Source organism: Amycolatopsis vancoresmycina (assembly GCF_000716785.1).
Lineage (GTDB): Bacteria > Actinomycetota > Actinomycetes > Mycobacteriales > Pseudonocardiaceae > Amycolatopsis > Amycolatopsis vancoresmycina.
In genome coordinates, this window is sequence record NZ_JNYY01000031.1 from 62,153 (window position 1) to 76,796 (window position 14,644).

The 14,644-nt window shown below is 72.6% G+C and carries 10 protein-coding genes; 4 read left to right on the forward strand and 6 right to left on the reverse strand.

Annotated elements, in window-relative coordinates; genetic code table 11:
• Window positions 1-48: 48 nt before the first annotated feature.
• On the forward strand, window positions 49-2,967 hold the full coding sequence (locus OO60_RS41760) for an AfsR/SARP family transcriptional regulator (protein ID WP_244885657.1): 2,919 nt from the start codon (window positions 49-51) through the stop codon (window positions 2,965-2,967).
• A 61-nt stretch (window positions 2,968-3,028) separates the two neighbouring features.
• On the opposite strand, the gene OO60_RS46835 is transcribed toward OO60_RS41760, so the two are convergent.
• Both OO60_RS46835 and OO60_RS41765 read right to left on the reverse strand, forming a co-directional pair.
• On the reverse strand, window positions 3,029-3,205 hold the full coding sequence (locus tag OO60_RS46835; RefSeq protein ID WP_155849074.1) for a hypothetical protein: 177 nt from the start codon (window positions 3,203-3,205) through the stop codon (window positions 3,029-3,031).
• Window positions 3,206-3,434: 229 nt separating this feature from the next.
• Window positions 3,435-4,568 carry an MFS transporter gene (locus OO60_RS41765; RefSeq protein ID WP_004562432.1) on the reverse strand — a complete coding sequence of 378 codons (1,134 nt, stop codon included), beginning with the start codon at window positions 4,566-4,568 and terminating at the stop codon, window positions 3,435-3,437.
• An 83-nt stretch (window positions 4,569-4,651) separates the two neighbouring features.
• Here OO60_RS41765 and OO60_RS41770 point away from each other — a divergent pair, with 83 nt between their 5' ends.
• The gene (locus OO60_RS41770) at window positions 4,652-5,554 is read left to right on the forward strand and encodes a LysR family transcriptional regulator (protein WP_004562433.1); all 903 of its coding nucleotides are present in this window, start codon (window positions 4,652-4,654) and stop codon (window positions 5,552-5,554) included.
• Here the strand turns inward: OO60_RS41770 and OO60_RS41775 are convergent.
• Window positions 5,482-6,477, reverse strand: a complete 996-nt coding sequence (locus OO60_RS41775; protein WP_004562435.1) for an aldo/keto reductase — start codon at window positions 6,475-6,477, stop codon at window positions 5,482-5,484. The two genes, OO60_RS41770 and OO60_RS41775, sit on opposite strands and share 73 nt — an antisense overlap.
• 47 nt (window positions 6,478-6,524) lie before the next feature.
• On the opposite strand from OO60_RS41775, the gene pdxR reads away from it, so the two are divergent.
• Window positions 6,525-7,847, forward strand: coding sequence for a MocR-like pyridoxine biosynthesis transcription factor PdxR (gene pdxR / locus OO60_RS41780; RefSeq protein ID WP_244885658.1), 1,323 nt, complete (start codon window positions 6,525-6,527; stop codon window positions 7,845-7,847).
• A gap of 93 nt (window positions 7,848-7,940) precedes the next feature.
• The gene (locus tag OO60_RS41785) at window positions 7,941-11,171 is read left to right on the forward strand and encodes a GH92 family glycosyl hydrolase (protein WP_003077978.1); all 3,231 of its coding nucleotides are present in this window, start codon (window positions 7,941-7,943) and stop codon (window positions 11,169-11,171) included.
• On the opposite strand, the gene OO60_RS41790 is transcribed toward OO60_RS41785, so the two are convergent.
• The 3 genes from OO60_RS41790 to OO60_RS41800 all read right to left on the reverse strand — a co-directional run bounded on the left by OO60_RS41790 (window position 11,158) and on the right by OO60_RS41800 (window position 14,408).
• Entirely contained in the window at window positions 11,158-11,709 is a 552-nt protein-coding gene (locus OO60_RS41790) for a DUF4231 domain-containing protein (protein ID WP_003077980.1), read from the reverse strand. The two genes, OO60_RS41785 and OO60_RS41790, sit on opposite strands and share 14 nt — an antisense overlap.
• 40 nt (window positions 11,710-11,749) lie before the next feature.
• Entirely contained in the window at window positions 11,750-12,808 is a 1,059-nt protein-coding gene (locus OO60_RS41795; RefSeq protein WP_033263450.1) for a glycosyltransferase family 4 protein, read from the reverse strand.
• Window positions 12,809-12,929: 121 nt separating this feature from the next.
• Window positions 12,930-14,408 carry a serine/threonine-protein kinase gene (locus tag OO60_RS41800; RefSeq protein ID WP_003077984.1) on the reverse strand — a complete coding sequence of 493 codons (1,479 nt, stop codon included), beginning with the start codon at window positions 14,406-14,408 and terminating at the stop codon, window positions 12,930-12,932.
• Window positions 14,409-14,644: the final 236 nt, after the last annotated feature.

Here is a 14,644-nt window from a genome sequence, read left to right on the forward strand (position 1 = left end):
ATTGCGCGACATGAAAAGAGGACAGCAAGCTGACGCCGGGGAGGCCGCGTGGAGTTTCGGATGCTCGGCCCGCTGGAGGCGTGGCACGACGGCGTGCCGGTGCCGCTGGGTGACCAGCAGCAGCGGTTCGTCCTCGTCGTGCTGCTCCTGCACGCCAACAAGCCCGTGACACCCGCCCGCCTGGCCGAAATCGTCTGGGCCGACCGCGAAGCCAAGCCCACCCTCGTGCGCAGCTACATCAAGCGGCTGCGGGACGTCGTCGGGGACGCGACCATCGAGACCACCCCGACCGGCTACCTGCTGCGGATCGGCGACGACCAGCTCGACACCGCGCGGTTCGCCCGGCTGCGCGCCGAAGCCGCCGACGTCCGCGCCGACGACCCGCGCCGGGCGATCGCGCTGCTGCGCGAGGCCGTCGGCCTGTGGCGGGGCAAGTTCCTCGAAGACATCGACATCGACCGCGTCGGCGGGGCCGAGGTGATCTCGCCCGACGAGAGCTACCCCGACGTCGTCGGCGACCTGGCCGAGCTGGAGATCGAGGCCGGCGACCACCGCCCGGCGCGCGACCGGCTGCGGCCGCTCGTCCAGGCCGATCCGGCCAGCCAGAAGCACGCCGAACTGCTCATCCGCGCGCTGCTCGCCGGCGGCGACCGGGTGGCGGCCCTGCGCGTCTTCCACGGCACCCGCGAGGCCCTCGCCGCGCTGCGGATGGCGCCCGGGCCGGTGCTGCGCAAGCTCGCCGCGCGGGCCGAGCAGGGCGATCCGCCCAGCTCGCTGCCGTCGCGGCCCGGCGGGTTCACCGGCCGGGCCGGGGAGATCGCCGCGATCGAGGCCGCCGCCGGGGCCGGGCGGCGCGCCGTCTGGGTCAGCGGTGCGCCCGGGGTCGGCAAGACCGGGCTGGTGGTCGAGGCCGCGCACCGGCTGCGCGGCCGGTTCCCCGACGGCCAGCTGCTGGTCCGGCTGAACGGCTTCACCCCCGGCGTCGACCCGGTCGACGTCGGCGACGCCCTCAGCGAGCTGCTGATCGAACTCGGCGTGCCCGCCGAGCAGATCCCGGCCACCGTGGGCCGCAAGGTCACGCTCTACCAGGCGACGCTCTGGGGCACGCGCACGCTCGTCGTGCTGGACAACGCCGCGTCGCCCGCGCAGATCCGGCCGCTGCTGCCCGAGGCGGACGGCTGCCTGGCCGTCATCACCAGCCGCCGGATGGGCGACGCCGACACCGGCGAGCCCCTCCGGCTCGCGCCGCTGCCGCCGGAGGAAGCGATCGAGCTGTTCCACACGCTCATCGGGCCGTCGCGGGTGCGCGGCCGGGCGGCCGAGGTGGCCAAGGTCGTCCGGCGGTGCGGTTACCTGCCGATGCCCGTCCGGGTGGCGGCCGCGCTGTTCCGGCGGCACGACCGGTGGCCGCTGGAGCACCTGCTGCGCCTGCTCGAGGAAAACGGGCCGTGGGGCACCGAGGACGACGGCGGCACCGCTGCCGTCCGCGCGTCCTTCCACCAGCTCGGGGAGCCGCAGCGGGCCCTGTTCCGGCTGCTCGGCAGCCTGCCGGGGCCGGACGTGGACGTCACCGGCGGGGCGGCGCTGGCCGGCTGCGACGTCGCCGAAGCGCGGCTGCTGCTCGACGACCTGCACGAGGTCAGCCTGCTGGAGGAGGCCGCGCCCGAGCGGTACCAGATGCTCGACCCGCTCAAGGAGTTCGCCGCCGTCGAGCCGGCGCCACGGCACGCGCTGGTGCGGCTGCTCGACTACTACCTCGTCACGCTGGCGGGTGCGGTCGCCGCCGCGTACCCCTTCGACCGTGCGCAGCTGCCCTCGACGACGGACCGGTTCTGCCCGGTGACGCCGCGCTTCGCCGACGCCGACGCCGGGCTGCGGTGGATCGTCGCCGAGCGCGACAACCTCGTGGCCGCCATCCGCTACGCCGCCGGGCACGCGCTGCCCGAGCACACGTGGCGGCTGGCCGTGCTGCTGTGGCGGTACCTGCACACGACCAACCAGTTCGAGGACTGGATCGGCACGCTGGAACTCGCCTGGAAGATCGTCTCCGCCGACACGGGCAACGACTACGGCCAGGCGCACGTGCTGCTGCGGCTGGCCACCGCGCACGACCGCCGCGGGCAGCTCGCGGAGGCGCTGGAACTCGCCGCCCAGGCGCTGCCCAAGTGGCGCCGCCTCGGTGACCCGCGCGGCGAAGCGGCGACGCTCTGCGCGCTCGCCATCCCGACCATGGAACTGGGCCGGCACGACCAGGCGATGGCGCACCTGGAGGCCGCGCTGGCCAAGTACGAGCAGACCGAGGACCGGCGGGGCGAGGCCCACGCGCTCAGCATGCTGGGCTACCTCAACGAACTGCACGGGCACCTCGAAGTCGCGTTGCGGCAGCACGAATCCGCCGCGCGGATGCTGCGGGAGATCGGCCACGTCCAGGGCGTGGCGCACACGTTGAACAACCTCGGCTCGGTGCAGGAACGGCTCGGCCTGCTGACCGAGGCGCTGGCCAGCTACACGGACGCGCACGGGCACGCCGCCGGCATCGGCGACCACTGCGTCGAGGCGTACGCGCTGAACAACATCGGCAACGTGCACCGGCAGCGCGGCCGGTACGCCGAAGCCGTGCGCTACCACGACAAGGCCAGGGAAGTGGCGGCCAACGTGCCGGACGCCGACCTGCGCACCCAGCTCTACCTCGACCGCGCCGCGACGGCGCTGGCCCGCGGCGCCCGGCAGGAGGCGCTCACGGCCTGCAAATCGGCCCTGGACCTGGCCGACGGCAGCGGCAACCGCGCCTACCGGGCCCGTGCCCACCGCGGAGTGGCGGAGACGTTGCACGCGATGGGCGATCACGAGGGCGCGGTCACCCACTGGGCCGCGGCCGAGGCCGAGTTCGCCGCGCTCGACCTGCCGGAAGCCGGCGAAGTGCGCGAGGAACGCTCGGCGCTCGGCTGCGCTTGCGGCCCCCGGTGAGCGGTCGTGAGTGGTAAGGCGCGTTCTAACCCGCCTTACCACTCACGACCTGCCCGGGCCGTCAACCGTGCCAGGGGTTGCCGTCGGTGGTGTCCGTCGGGGTCGGCGTGACGACGGCCGCGGCCGGGGCGCCGCCGTTGTCGTCCGCGGACGCCGCGGTGGAACCGAGCAGCGGCAGGGCCGCGAGCGCGCAGATCGCGAGCGCCGGGCCACCGATTTTGAGCAGCTTCTTGGACATGACGAATCCTCCTCGGAAACGGTGATTTCTGAGCGCTTCGGAGAATTTCCGCGCCCACCACCGAGGATTCGCGCCGCCGCATCGGGCGACAAGGGGTTTCCTGTTTCATAAACGAACAGGAAACGTTTCCGCCGCCGCATCCACGCACTGTCCACTTCCTGTCCACACCCGGCGCGGATGCTGCAGGCACCCGGCGGCCGCGTTCCCGAGGGGGGAACGCGGCCCCGGCTCAGCGCACCGGCTGCGGCTCCGCCGCCGGGATCGCCGCGACGACCAGGGCACCGGCCAGGAGCAGTCCCGACGCCGTGACCAGCGCGATCGACGTCGTCGTGCCGGCCACCACGGCCCCCAGGACGGCCACGCCGAGGACCGCGCCCGCCTGGCGGGCCGCGTTCAGGGCCCCGCCGGCCACGCCGGTCAGGTCGGGCGGCGCCGCGGCGACCACCGCCGTCAGCAGCGCGGGGATCGCCAGCGACACCCCGAAGCCCAGCAGCGCCAGCGCGACCACCGACAGAACCGCCGACGTCGAACACGCTTGCACGAAGGTGCCCCCTGCCATCAGCAGAAATCCGGATACGGCCGGAATCCGCGGCCCGAAACGAGCCACCATCCGGCCGGTCAGAATCGGGTTGAACGCCGTCGGGATCGTCAGTGGAAGAAACGTCAGCCCGGTCGCCGACGGCGGATATCCGCGGGTTTCCTGGAAATACAGGGACAGCACGAACAGCACCCCGGACAGGCCGAAGTTCACGATCGCGCCCGCCACGAGCCCCAGCGGGAACGCCCGCACCCGGAACAGGCGCGCGGGGAGCATCCGGCCCGGCCTCGGCGGCGTCGACGGCGCCGGCCGGGACAGGGCCGTGGCGACCACCGCCACCGGGACGTTGACCAGGAAGATCGCCCGCCAGCCGAACGCCTCGGTCAGGAGACCGCCGAGCACCGGCCCGGCCACCAGGCCCGTGCCGCTCAGCGCCGCCCAGACGCCCATCGCCTTCGCCCGCGCGGCCGGCGCCGGCCAGGCCGCGGCGATCAGCGACAGCGACGAAGGCACCAGCAACGCGCCCGCGACGCCGAGCAGGGCCCGGAGCGCGATCAGCAGGGACGTCGAAAAGGAGAGCGCCGACAAACCGGACAAGGCCGCGAACGAACCCAGGCCGAGGAAGAACACGCGGCGGGCGCCGAAGCGGTCCGACCACGCGCCCGCCGGCAGGAGGAACACCGCGAACGTCAGCGTGTAGCCGTTGGAAATCCATTGCTGCGCCGGCAACGAAGACGAGAGGGCCGGGAGCGCGACCGTCACGATCGTCGTGTCCAGCATGACCAGGAAGTAGCCCAGCGAAAGGCCGATGAGGAGTCTTGCCACAGGAGGAAGCCTGGACGCTCGGTGACACCGGTGGAAGCAGGCAGTTACGATGGCCGGTATCGGGAACGCCGATGGGGGCTGCCATGGAACTGCGCCACCTGCGCACCTTCCGCGTCGTCGCGCGGACGCTCAACTTCACCCGCGCCGCCGCCGAGTTGCACTACGCGCAGTCCAGCGTCACCGAGCAGATCCAGACCCTGGAAGCGGAACTCGGCTCGAAGCTGTTCGAGCGCGGGCGGCGGCTACGGCTCACCGGCGCCGGGGAACGGCTCATCGGCTACGCGGACCAGGTGCTCGAGCTCGTCGAGGAAGCCCGAGCCGCGGTCGACGAGGACCGCGGCGAACCCGAGGGCGAGCTGATCATCGGCGCGTTGGAAACGCTGTGTGCGCACCGGATCCCGGCGCTCTTCGGCGAGTACCGGACGAAGTGGCCGCGCGTGCGCGTGACGCTCCGGGAGGGCGGCCGCGGCGAGCTCTACCAGGCCGTCCGGCAGTCCGAAATGGACGTCTGCTTCACCTTCGGCGACGCCCCGCCCGACCCGGCCCTCGCGAGCGCGTCGCTGGGCACCGAGCCGCTCGTCGTCATCGTCCCACCGGGACACCCGTTGGCGAGCCAGGACGAAGTCGGGCCCGGCGACCTCGACGGCGTCGGCTTCCTGGCGACGCCGCCGGGCTGCGGCTTCCGGGAGATGCTGGACCGGATCGACGGACCGGTCGTCGAAGCCGAAGTCGGCAGCCTCGCCGCTCTCGCGCGGTGCGTGGCCGCCGGCCTGGGCTGCGCGATCGTGCCCGCCCTGGTCGAGCACGCGGGCGCGGTCGCCGTCCCGCTGGCGGGGGCGACCACCGACGTCACCATGACGTGGCGGCGGCGCGACGAGCACAAGCCGAGTGTCGCCGCGCTGCTCGCCACCGCCTACGCGTTGTCCAGTAAGGACAGCAGCTCGTCTGGGAGGTCCAAGGTGAACGCCGGGGCGATCGACTCGTAGTGCGCCCAGGTCCGCGGGCCGATCAGCGGGATGACGCCGTGGTGCAGCAGCCACGCCAGCGCCACCTGGTTGCCGGCGACTCCCAGCGATGAGGCCACTTTGGATACCGCGGCCAGGCGCGCCGCACTGTCCGGGCCCGCGTATGAGCGCCAGATCTGGGTCGACTCCCGGTATGCGGCGTCGTCGTAGATCCCGCGCAGCAGCGAGGAATACGCCGCCAGGGAGACGTCCGGGTGCTGCGACAGCCAGTCCAGCAGCTCGCCGCCCGCGATCGACGGGACGTCGGCGCCGGCCGGGCGCAGGTAGGAATGCTGGACCTGCACCGCCACCGGGGACGCCCAGCCGTTGGCCAGCGCCAGTGAGCGGATGCGCTCCAGGCGCCAGGTCCGGACGTTGCTCCAGCCGATGTACCGCACCTTGCCGGAGCGGACCAGTCCGTCCAAAGCGGACAGTGTCTCTTCGAGCGGGGTACGCCGGTCGTCGACGTGGACGTAGTAGAGGTCGATGTGGTCGGTGCCGAGGCGCCGCAGGCTCGCCTCCGCCTCGCGCTCGATCACCGCGGCACTCGCGCCTTCGTACGTGCGTTCCCGCGCTTCCCAGTCCGTCGTGCCGTCCGGTCGGGAGGCCGCGCGAGCGGCGGGGAGGTCCGTGATGCCCGCCGCCACCTTCGTCGCCAGGAACACCCGGTCGCGCCGGCCGCGCAACAGCTTGCCCAGCAGGGTTTCGCTTTCACCGCCGGAAAACCGCTCGCCCGCCCACCAGGCGTAGCAGTTCGCCGTGTCCAGGAAGTCGCCGCCGACGTCGAGGTACGCGTCCAGGATGCGCGCCGACACCTGCTCGCCGGTCGACGTGCCCATCGTCATGCAGCCCAGGGAAACCTGGCTCACGTACTGGCCGGTCCGGCCCAGTTCCACCGTCTTCATACCGGCCACGCTAGGCCCGGATCGGTCCGGTACTACAGTCCAATTCCGTGGCTGGATCACAGACCGATTGGGGTGTGCTGCTGGCACCGGCCGGGCCGGGGCCGAAGCACGAACAGCTGGCCAGGGCCCTGCGCCGGGCGATCCGGGACGGCGTCCTGACCGGCGCCGTCCCGCCGAGCCGCCGGCTCGCGGCCGACCTCGGGTGCTCGCGGTGGGTCGTCACGCAGGCCTACGCCCAGCTCGTCGCCGAGGGGTACCTGGCCGGGCACACCGGGTCGGCCACCCGGGTCCGGCCGATGGGCGGCGCGGTGGCCGCGAAGGAACCGGCGCGCGCGGCGCCGCCGCGGTACGACCTCGCTCCCGGCCTGCCCGACCTGCGGAACTTCCCCCGCCGGCCGTGGGCGGAGGCGGTGCGGGAGGTCCTCGCGACCACGCCGCACACCGACTTCGGGCTGCCCGAGCCGGGCGGCCACCCCCGGCTGCGGCGGATCCTGGGCGACTACCTCCGGCGCGTCCGCGGCGCCGCGCCCGGCACCGTGCTGGTCTGCGGCGGCGTCACCGACGGCGTGACCAGCGTCTGCCGCGCCCTGGTCGAGCGCGGTCACACGCGGCTGGCCGTCGAGGATCCCGGGTGGACGCGGTTGCGGCGGGCGGCCGAAGGCGCCGGGATGACCGTCGAGCCGGTGCCGGTCGACGACGAAGGCATCGACGCCGGGCGGATCCCGGCGGGCGTCCGCGCGGTGCTCGTCACGCCCGCGCACCAGTTCCCCACCGGTTCCGTCCTTTCGCCGCGGCGGCGGGCCGAACTGCTCGGCTGGGCGCGGGACGTCGACGGGCTGATCCTCGAAGACGACTACGACGCCGAGTTCCGGTACGACCGGCGGCCCGTCGGCACCGTCCAGGGCACCGACCCGGGGCGGGTCGCGCTCTTCGGCTCGGTCAGCAAGACGCTCAGCCCCGCGCTCGGGCTCGGCTGGGTGCTGCTTCCTCCACAGTGGACAGTCCGGGCGCACCCGCCGCCCGTGGTCGACCAGCTCGCGCTCGCCGGGTTCGTCGAAAGCGGCGGCTACGACCGGCACCTGCGGGCCGCGCGGCTGCGCTACCGGGCGCGGCGCGACAAGCTCGTCGCAGCGCTCGGGCCGGCGCGGCTGTCCGGGGTCGCGGCCGGGCTGCACCTGGTCCTCCACCTCGACCGGGACGCCGCGGCCGTCGCCGGTGCGGCGAAGGCGGCCGGAGTGAAGGTGGCCGACCTCGACGGCTACCGGACCACGCCCGGTGCGCCCGCGCTCGTCCTCGGCTACGGCAACCTCGCCGACACCGGTGTCGAAGCCGCCGCGAAGCTGCTTCGGCGGGCTATGACAACGGCTTGACCTGGTTGCCGCCTTCCCAACGGGGGCGCCGATGTGAAAGGCTGCTGGACAGTCCGCCTCTGACAACGTTGTCACCACTGGGAGGTGCGCCCCATGGGGTCGCAAAGCAGACGGCTGGTCGCCGCCGCGGCCGCCGGGCTCGTGGTCGCCGCCACGAGCCAGGCCACCGCACACGCCGCCGCACCGGTCGATCCGGTGAGCCTGGTCAACCCGTTCGTCGGCACGCAGAACTTCGGCAACACGTTCCCCGGCGCCAGTGCGCCGTTCGGGATGGTGCAGGTCAGCCCGGACACCGGCGGGCAGGGCGGGTACGACTACCTGCAGAACGCGATCTACGGCTTCAGCCAGACGCACCTGTCCGGCGTCGGCTGCGGCGTGATGGGCGAACTGCCGGTCATGCCGACGACCGGCTCCGTCGACAACGTTGACAAGGACGCCTACAAGTCCGCCTACAGCCACGCCGACGAGCACGCCGAACCCGGCTACTACCGCGTCGGCCTGCAGAAATACGGGATCAACGCCGAGCTGACGGCGACCGCGCGCACCGGCTGGCAGCGCTACACGTTCCCGTCGACCGGGCAGGCGAACGTCCTGTTCAACACCGGCCAGGCCAACCAGTCCGTCAAGGACTCCGAGATCCACGTCGTCGGCGACCGGACGCTCGAAGGGCGGGTCAAGGCGGGCGGCTTCTGCGCCGGCCACGACGAGCACACCGTCTACTTCACCGCGACCTTCGACCGGCCGTTCAGCTCGTTCGGCACTTGGCGCGGCTCCGCGCGCACGCCGGGCAGCCGCGACGCCGCGGGCACCGGCGGCAACGGCGCCTGGGCCAGCTTCGACGCGACCACCGACCACGACGTCGTGCTCAAGGTCGGCCTGTCCTACACCGGTCTCGACGGCGCCCGGAAGAACCTCGCCGCGGAGACGTCGGACTACGACTTCGACGCCACGCGCGCCGCGTTGCACCAGCAGTGGGTCGACAAGCTGGGCGCGATCAAGATCGGCGGCGGCACGACCGAGCGCCAGACGGCGTTCTACACCGCGCTCTACCACGCGCAGCTGCACCCGAACCTGGCCGGCGACACCGACGGCGCGTACACCGGCTTCGACGGCAAGGTGCACACCGCGAGCGGCTACACGCCGTACCAGAACTTCTCGCTGTGGGACACCTACCGGCCGCAGAACCAGCTCCTGGAGATGCTGGAACCGCAGGTCGCGCGGGACGTCGCCCTGTCGGTCGTCGCCATCGGCCGCGACGGCGGGTGGCTGCCGCGGTGGGCGCTGGCCGAGAGCGAAACGAACATCATGACCGGCGACCCGGTGACGCCGTTCCTCGTCGAAGCGTGGTCGAAGGGCCTGCTCGCCGGGCACGAAGAAGAGGCGTACGCGCTGCTCAAGAAGAACGCGACGAGCACGCCACCGGCCGACTCGCCGTACAACGGCCGCTCCGGCGTCAACTACTACAACGACCGCGGGTACATCCCGAGCGGCCTCGAACTGGGCAAGGACTGCGCGGCCAAGGGTGGCGACAACGACTGCGAGCACCCGGCGTCGGCGACCATGGAGTACGCCGCCGCGGACGCGTCCCTCGCGCTGATGGCCCGTGGTCTGGGCCACCAGGCCGACGCGCGGATGTTCGCCGGCCGCGGCCAGTGGTACCGCAACCTGTGGGACTCCTCGACGCAAGCGTTCCGCCCGCGCACCACCGAGGGCACGTTCCTCACGCCGTACAACCCGGTCGACGCCGACCACCAGTTCCACGAAGGCGGCGCCTACCAGTACCAGTGGCTCGTGCCGCAGGACCCGGCCGGGCTCGTCGGCCTGATGGGCGGCCGGTCGGCGACCGAGAAGCGCCTCGACTCCTTCTTCGCCTACGGCAACCTGCTGAAGGACCCGGCGGGCACCGCGCGGAAGGACTGGATCGCCAGCCCGTACGACTACTACGGCAAAGCGACCTACAACCCGAACAACGAGCCCGACCTGCTCGCGCCCTACATGTACAACTGGGTCGGCGCCCCGGCGAAGACGGCGACCGTCGTCCGCGCGGCGATGACGCTGTTCACCACCGGCCCCGACGGCATGACCGGCAACGACGACCTCGGCACGATGTCTGCCTGGTACGTCTTCTCGTCGCTCGGGCTGTACCCGACGATGAGCGGCGCGAACTTCCTCGCCGTGTCGAGCCCGCAGTTCGAGTCGGCGACCGTCCGGATCGGACAGTACGGCCGGTCGCAGGGCGGGACGCTGACGGTGTCGGCGCCGGGCGCGAGCGACGCGAACCGGTACATCCAGAGCGTGGCGCTCAACGGCCGGGACGTCCGGCAGACGTCGCTGGACTGGTCGTCGCTGGCGCACGGCGGGACGCTGTCGCACAAGCTCGGGTCGAAGCCGTCCGCGTGGGGGACGTCGGCGGCTGCGGCGCCGCCTTCGGTGAACAACGCGCCGGGTGACCAGCGGCGGCACGTCGACGCTTCGCTGCGGCAGGCGTCGGTGGTGATCCCGGCCGGCACGGCCCAGCAGGTGCACCTCGACCTGGACGTGGTGGCGCAGAACCCGGGGTTGCAGCCGGTGACGGTTTCGGTGACCTCGCCGTGGAAGACGCGGGTCCAGCCGGTGCTCCTGGTCTGGTCCGGACGGCTGCCGGTGCAGCAGTCCGTGCCGATCACGGTGAACGTGCCGGCGAACGCGGCCCTCGGGACGTACCCGGTGCAGGTGCAGGTGTCCGGCCCGAACACGGTGACCCGCTCGGCGACGATCGAGGTCCGGACGCCGTCGGCGTGCGTCACGTCCGGTCCGCAGTGCGCGGTCGACCTGGCCCGCGACCGCAACCACGACGGCACGGCCACGGTGGCCGCGTCCGACCAGGGCAACTTCGACGGCGGCGGCTGGAGTTACGACGCTGACCTGCTGCCCCCGGCCGGCCCGGTGACCTGGGACGGCGTCACGTACGCGGCGCCGGACGCTTCGGGGACCGCGCCCAACTTCGTGGAGGCCCGCGGGCAGTCGCTGCTGCTCCCGGCCGGTCAGCACACGGCGCTTCGCGTCGTCGGTGCCTCGCACAACGGCCCGGTGTCGACGACGGTGACCGCGCACTACACCGACGGGACGAGCGCGGACCTGGCGCTGACCTTCGGCGACTGGGCGGGCTCCGGAAGCCCGGTGCTGCTGGAGATGCCGCACCGGATCAAGGCGGGCAGCGGGATCGACGGGCCGCCGGTCCGGTTGTTCGGGATCTCGGCTCAGCTGGACGGCGGGAAGACCGTGCAGTCGGTGAGCCTGCCGAACGATCCGCGGGTGGAGGTCTACGCGCTCACCCTGGTGTGACGGTTCGGTTCGCCGGCTGCGGCGGGCGGTCCTGGTGGCGGAACTCGAGCCAGCTGCGGCTCGAGTCATCCCAGATGACCTGGTGCTGGTGGAAGAACTCGTCGAGCCGGTCACGGCTCAACTCGGTCGTCGGTGTCGTGACGAAGTAGTAGTCCACTTCGTCACGCAGCTGGTTCAGCCGGTACCGCGTTTCCTCCATCAGCACCCACCGCGACCGCCAGTTGAAGAACGTCTCCAGCCCGCCGAGCACCGTGACCAGCGCCACCATCGGCAGGGCGATCGAGGCCCGAGCCGGGATGTCCTGGATCCCGAGCACGACGGTCGAGGCCGCGGTGAGCACAAGCGCGGCCACCCGGACGACGGAGGCACGCCGGCGGAACCGCTTCTTGCGGGTGTTGCACCAGTCCATCGCGTTCGCGACGAGGTCGCGGAACCCGAGAATCGATTCCCGTAGCGGCCGATCCGCCTCACGGCCGGCGATCTCGAGCAAGCCTCGGTCGAAATCGCGGTTGTCGGTCCCCGACCGGTTGAAGGGCATCGGGCCAGGGTCGTGGAATCTCAGCACCCCGGCAAGACCGTCAAGCGACGATCCGCGGTTCGGACGCCAGCCGTGACAACACGTGCGTCAACCTCCGCGCCGCCACGTCCCACTCCTCCAGCGCGCTGCCGCGCCCGAGGGCCGCCGTGCGCAACGACCGGCGCAGCTCGGGGTCCGCGTACCAGCGGTGCAGGGCGTCCGCCAGTGCGTACGGGTCGTCCGGTTCGACCAGCAGGCCCGGCATCTCGCCGTCCGCGTCGACGCCGAGGGCGTCGTACACCCCGCCCACCTCGGTGGCCAGTACCGGGATGCCCCGGGCCAGCGCCTGGGCCACGAACATGCCGGACGTCGCCGCGCGCGCCGGGATCACCAGGAGGTCCGCCGCGTTGTAGGCCGCGCCGAGGTCGACCGCGTCGCCGGCCAGCGTGATGCGGTTGCCGAGGCCGAGGCGCTCGATCGACCAGCCGAGCTCGTCGACGTACGCCGGGTCCGCCTGCACCGAGCCCGCGAAGACGCACGACAGGGCCAGGTGGTCGACCTCGCCGAGGGCCTGGACCAGCACGTCCTGGCCGTTGCGCCGGGTCACGTCCCCCACGCACAGCAGCCGGGACACGCCGTCCGCGCCCGCCGCGAGCGGGGCCGCGTCGGTGCCCGGCTTGGCGACGTAGACGCGGCCCGGGTCCAGGTCGTGGCGGTCGATCAGCACCCGGGCGAGCCAGGAGCTGGTCGCGACGACCATCCCGGCCATCCGCAGCGTCTCGCGTTCGCACGCGTCCAGCTCCGCGGCGTGCGCCGGGTCGAGGCCGGGCTCGTCGGCGAGGGCCTGGTGGACCAGCACGGCCAGGCGCAGGCGCCGCGCGTGCGGGACGACGATCTCGGGCACGCCAGACGCGATCGCGCCGTCGAGCAGCACGACCGTCCGGTCCGGCAGCGCGGCGAGGGACCGCGCCAGTCTGCGTCTCGACGTCGCGTCCGGCTCCGGCCAGTCGCCGGCGATCGGCAGCTCCAGCACCGGCTGGCCGACGGCGGGGAGGTTCTGGCACATCCGCTTGTCGTAGGTGTCACTGCCCGGCGGGGCGGCCGGGAGGATGAACACCATCGGGTCGGCGGGCCTCATCGCGCGCGCCGGAGCAAGGCGGTGGGAACGGGCACAGCTACCTCCAGCGTGGGTCGACGGCGGTGACGGCTCATACGTCACACGCACCCCGGCCCGGGAAGGTTCAGTTCTGTGCGTCGATCTTCCAGACGCCGCCGTCCTGAACCAGCGTGAAGGTGTCGTTCTCGACGTTCCCGCCGTCGTAGGCGATGGTCGCGGCGACCCGGCCGGGGCCGGCCTCCCGGGGGTTGCTCACGGTGACCGACCGGTACCTCCCCCAGAAGTTCTTGTACGTCTCGAACGTCTGGTGGCGGGAAGCCTTGAACCGGTCCGTGAGCAGGTTCCACGCCGCCGCCGGGTTGCTCGGCAGCAGCCCGTAGTAGGCGGTGAGGGCGTCGACGGCAGTCTTCGACGAAGCCACGGTCGACACCGTCGGTGAGGTCGGCGGGACCGAGGACGCCGACGTCGGCGGCGAGGAGGGCGCGGGCGTCGACGGCGGGGTCGAGGGGGCCGCGGAAGCCGACGTGGACGGCGTGGACGACGCCGGCGGCGGCGCGGCGACGTTGCCGTCCGGGGCCTTCTGCCGCACGACCAGCAGGATCGCCACGACGACCGCGACGCACAGCAGCGCCGCGCCCGCCCCGACGGCGATCAGGCCCTTGCGCGCGCCCGGCGACACCGCGGTGACCTCGCCCGCAGGCACGGTGACCGCGGCCGGCACCGGCGGCACCGCCGGGGGCTCGGTTTCGGGGACCGTCGCGGCGAGCACCGAATCCCCGGGCTCCGCGTCCGGCAGCAGGGCGATCAGCTCCTGCTCGACCTCGTCCATCGACGGCCGCTCGGCCGGCTCGGTGGCGAGCATCCGCAGCAGCAGCGGCGTCAACCGGCCCGCCTTCTCCGGCGGCACGACCTCGCCGCTGGACGCCTTGTAGAGCAACGCGATCGGGTTGTCGGCGGTGCCGTACGGCGACTGCCCCTCGACGGCGGCGTACAGCGTGGCGCCGAGCGAGAAGACGTCGGCGGCGAAGTCGGCCTCCTCGCCGCGGGCCACCTCAGGCGCGAGGTAGGCGGGCGTGCCGGCGATCTCGCCGGTGGCGGTCAGCTTGACGTCACCGATCGCGCGGGAGATGCCGAAGTCGGTGATCTTCGCCGTGCCGTCCTCGGCGACCAGGATGTTGGCCGGCTTCACGTCGCGGTGCACGACCCCGGCGCGGTGCGCGCCGGCCAGCGCCGAGCTGATCTGCACGCCGACGCGGATGGCGTCGTCCACCGTGGCCGGCTGCTCGCCGAGCACGAGGGCGAGGCTCTTCGACGGCAGGTACTCCATCACCAGCCACGGCCGGTCCTCCTCCTCGAGGACGGCGAACACGGTGATCGCGTGGGAATGCTGCAGCCGCGCGGCGATCCGCGCCTCGCGCATCGCGCGGTTCTTCGCTTCCTGGGTGCGTTGCTCGTCGTGGTCGTGCGGCAGCAGCAGTTCCTTGATCGCCACCGTGCGGTCGAGCTTTTCGTCCTGCGCCCGCCACACCGTGCCCATCGCGCCGCCGCCGATCGGCTCGACCAGCCGGTACCGATCGCGGATCCGGCGACTTTCCACGAGCATCCACCATTCTCCGATGTGGCCGACGAGATCCGGTCAGCATGCCAGGCCGGGCGGCCGACCGGTACCAACGTAGCCGAAAACCTTGCGCGGACAGCGCAATCGCGCGCTGTGGCGCCGCCCACGTGTACCCCGGAATCCTAAGAGCCTGTTTTTGATGCCGTCTGTGGGTATGGGTCGGGCCTCTGCTAGTGATCTAGACACCACATCATGATCACAACCAGCAGAGGCCCGGTCTT

Excerpts from the sequence above, each read along its gene's own strand:
- OO60_RS41785 (WP_003077978.1), top strand. The coding sequence starts at position 7,941 with ATGGGGTCGCAAAGCAGACGGCTGGTCGCCGCCGCGGCCGCCGGGCTC.
- OO60_RS41790 (WP_003077980.1), bottom strand. The coding sequence starts at position 11,709 with ATGCCCTTCAACCGGTCGGGGACCGACAACCGCGATTTCGACCGAGGC.
- OO60_RS41800 (WP_003077984.1), bottom strand. The coding sequence starts at position 14,408 with ATGCTCGTGGAAAGTCGCCGGATCCGCGATCGGTACCGGCTGGTCGAG.
- OO60_RS41795 (WP_033263450.1), bottom strand. The coding sequence starts at position 12,808 with ATGGTGTTCATCCTCCCGGCCGCCCCGCCGGGCAGTGACACCTACGAC.
- OO60_RS41775 (WP_004562435.1), bottom strand. The coding sequence starts at position 6,477 with ATGAAGACGGTGGAACTGGGCCGGACCGGCCAGTACGTGAGCCAGGTT.
- OO60_RS46835 (WP_155849074.1), bottom strand. The coding sequence starts at position 3,205 with ATGTCCAAGAAGCTGCTCAAAATCGGTGGCCCGGCGCTCGCGATCTGC.
- OO60_RS41770 (WP_004562433.1), top strand. The coding sequence starts at position 4,652 with ATGGAACTGCGCCACCTGCGCACCTTCCGCGTCGTCGCGCGGACGCTC.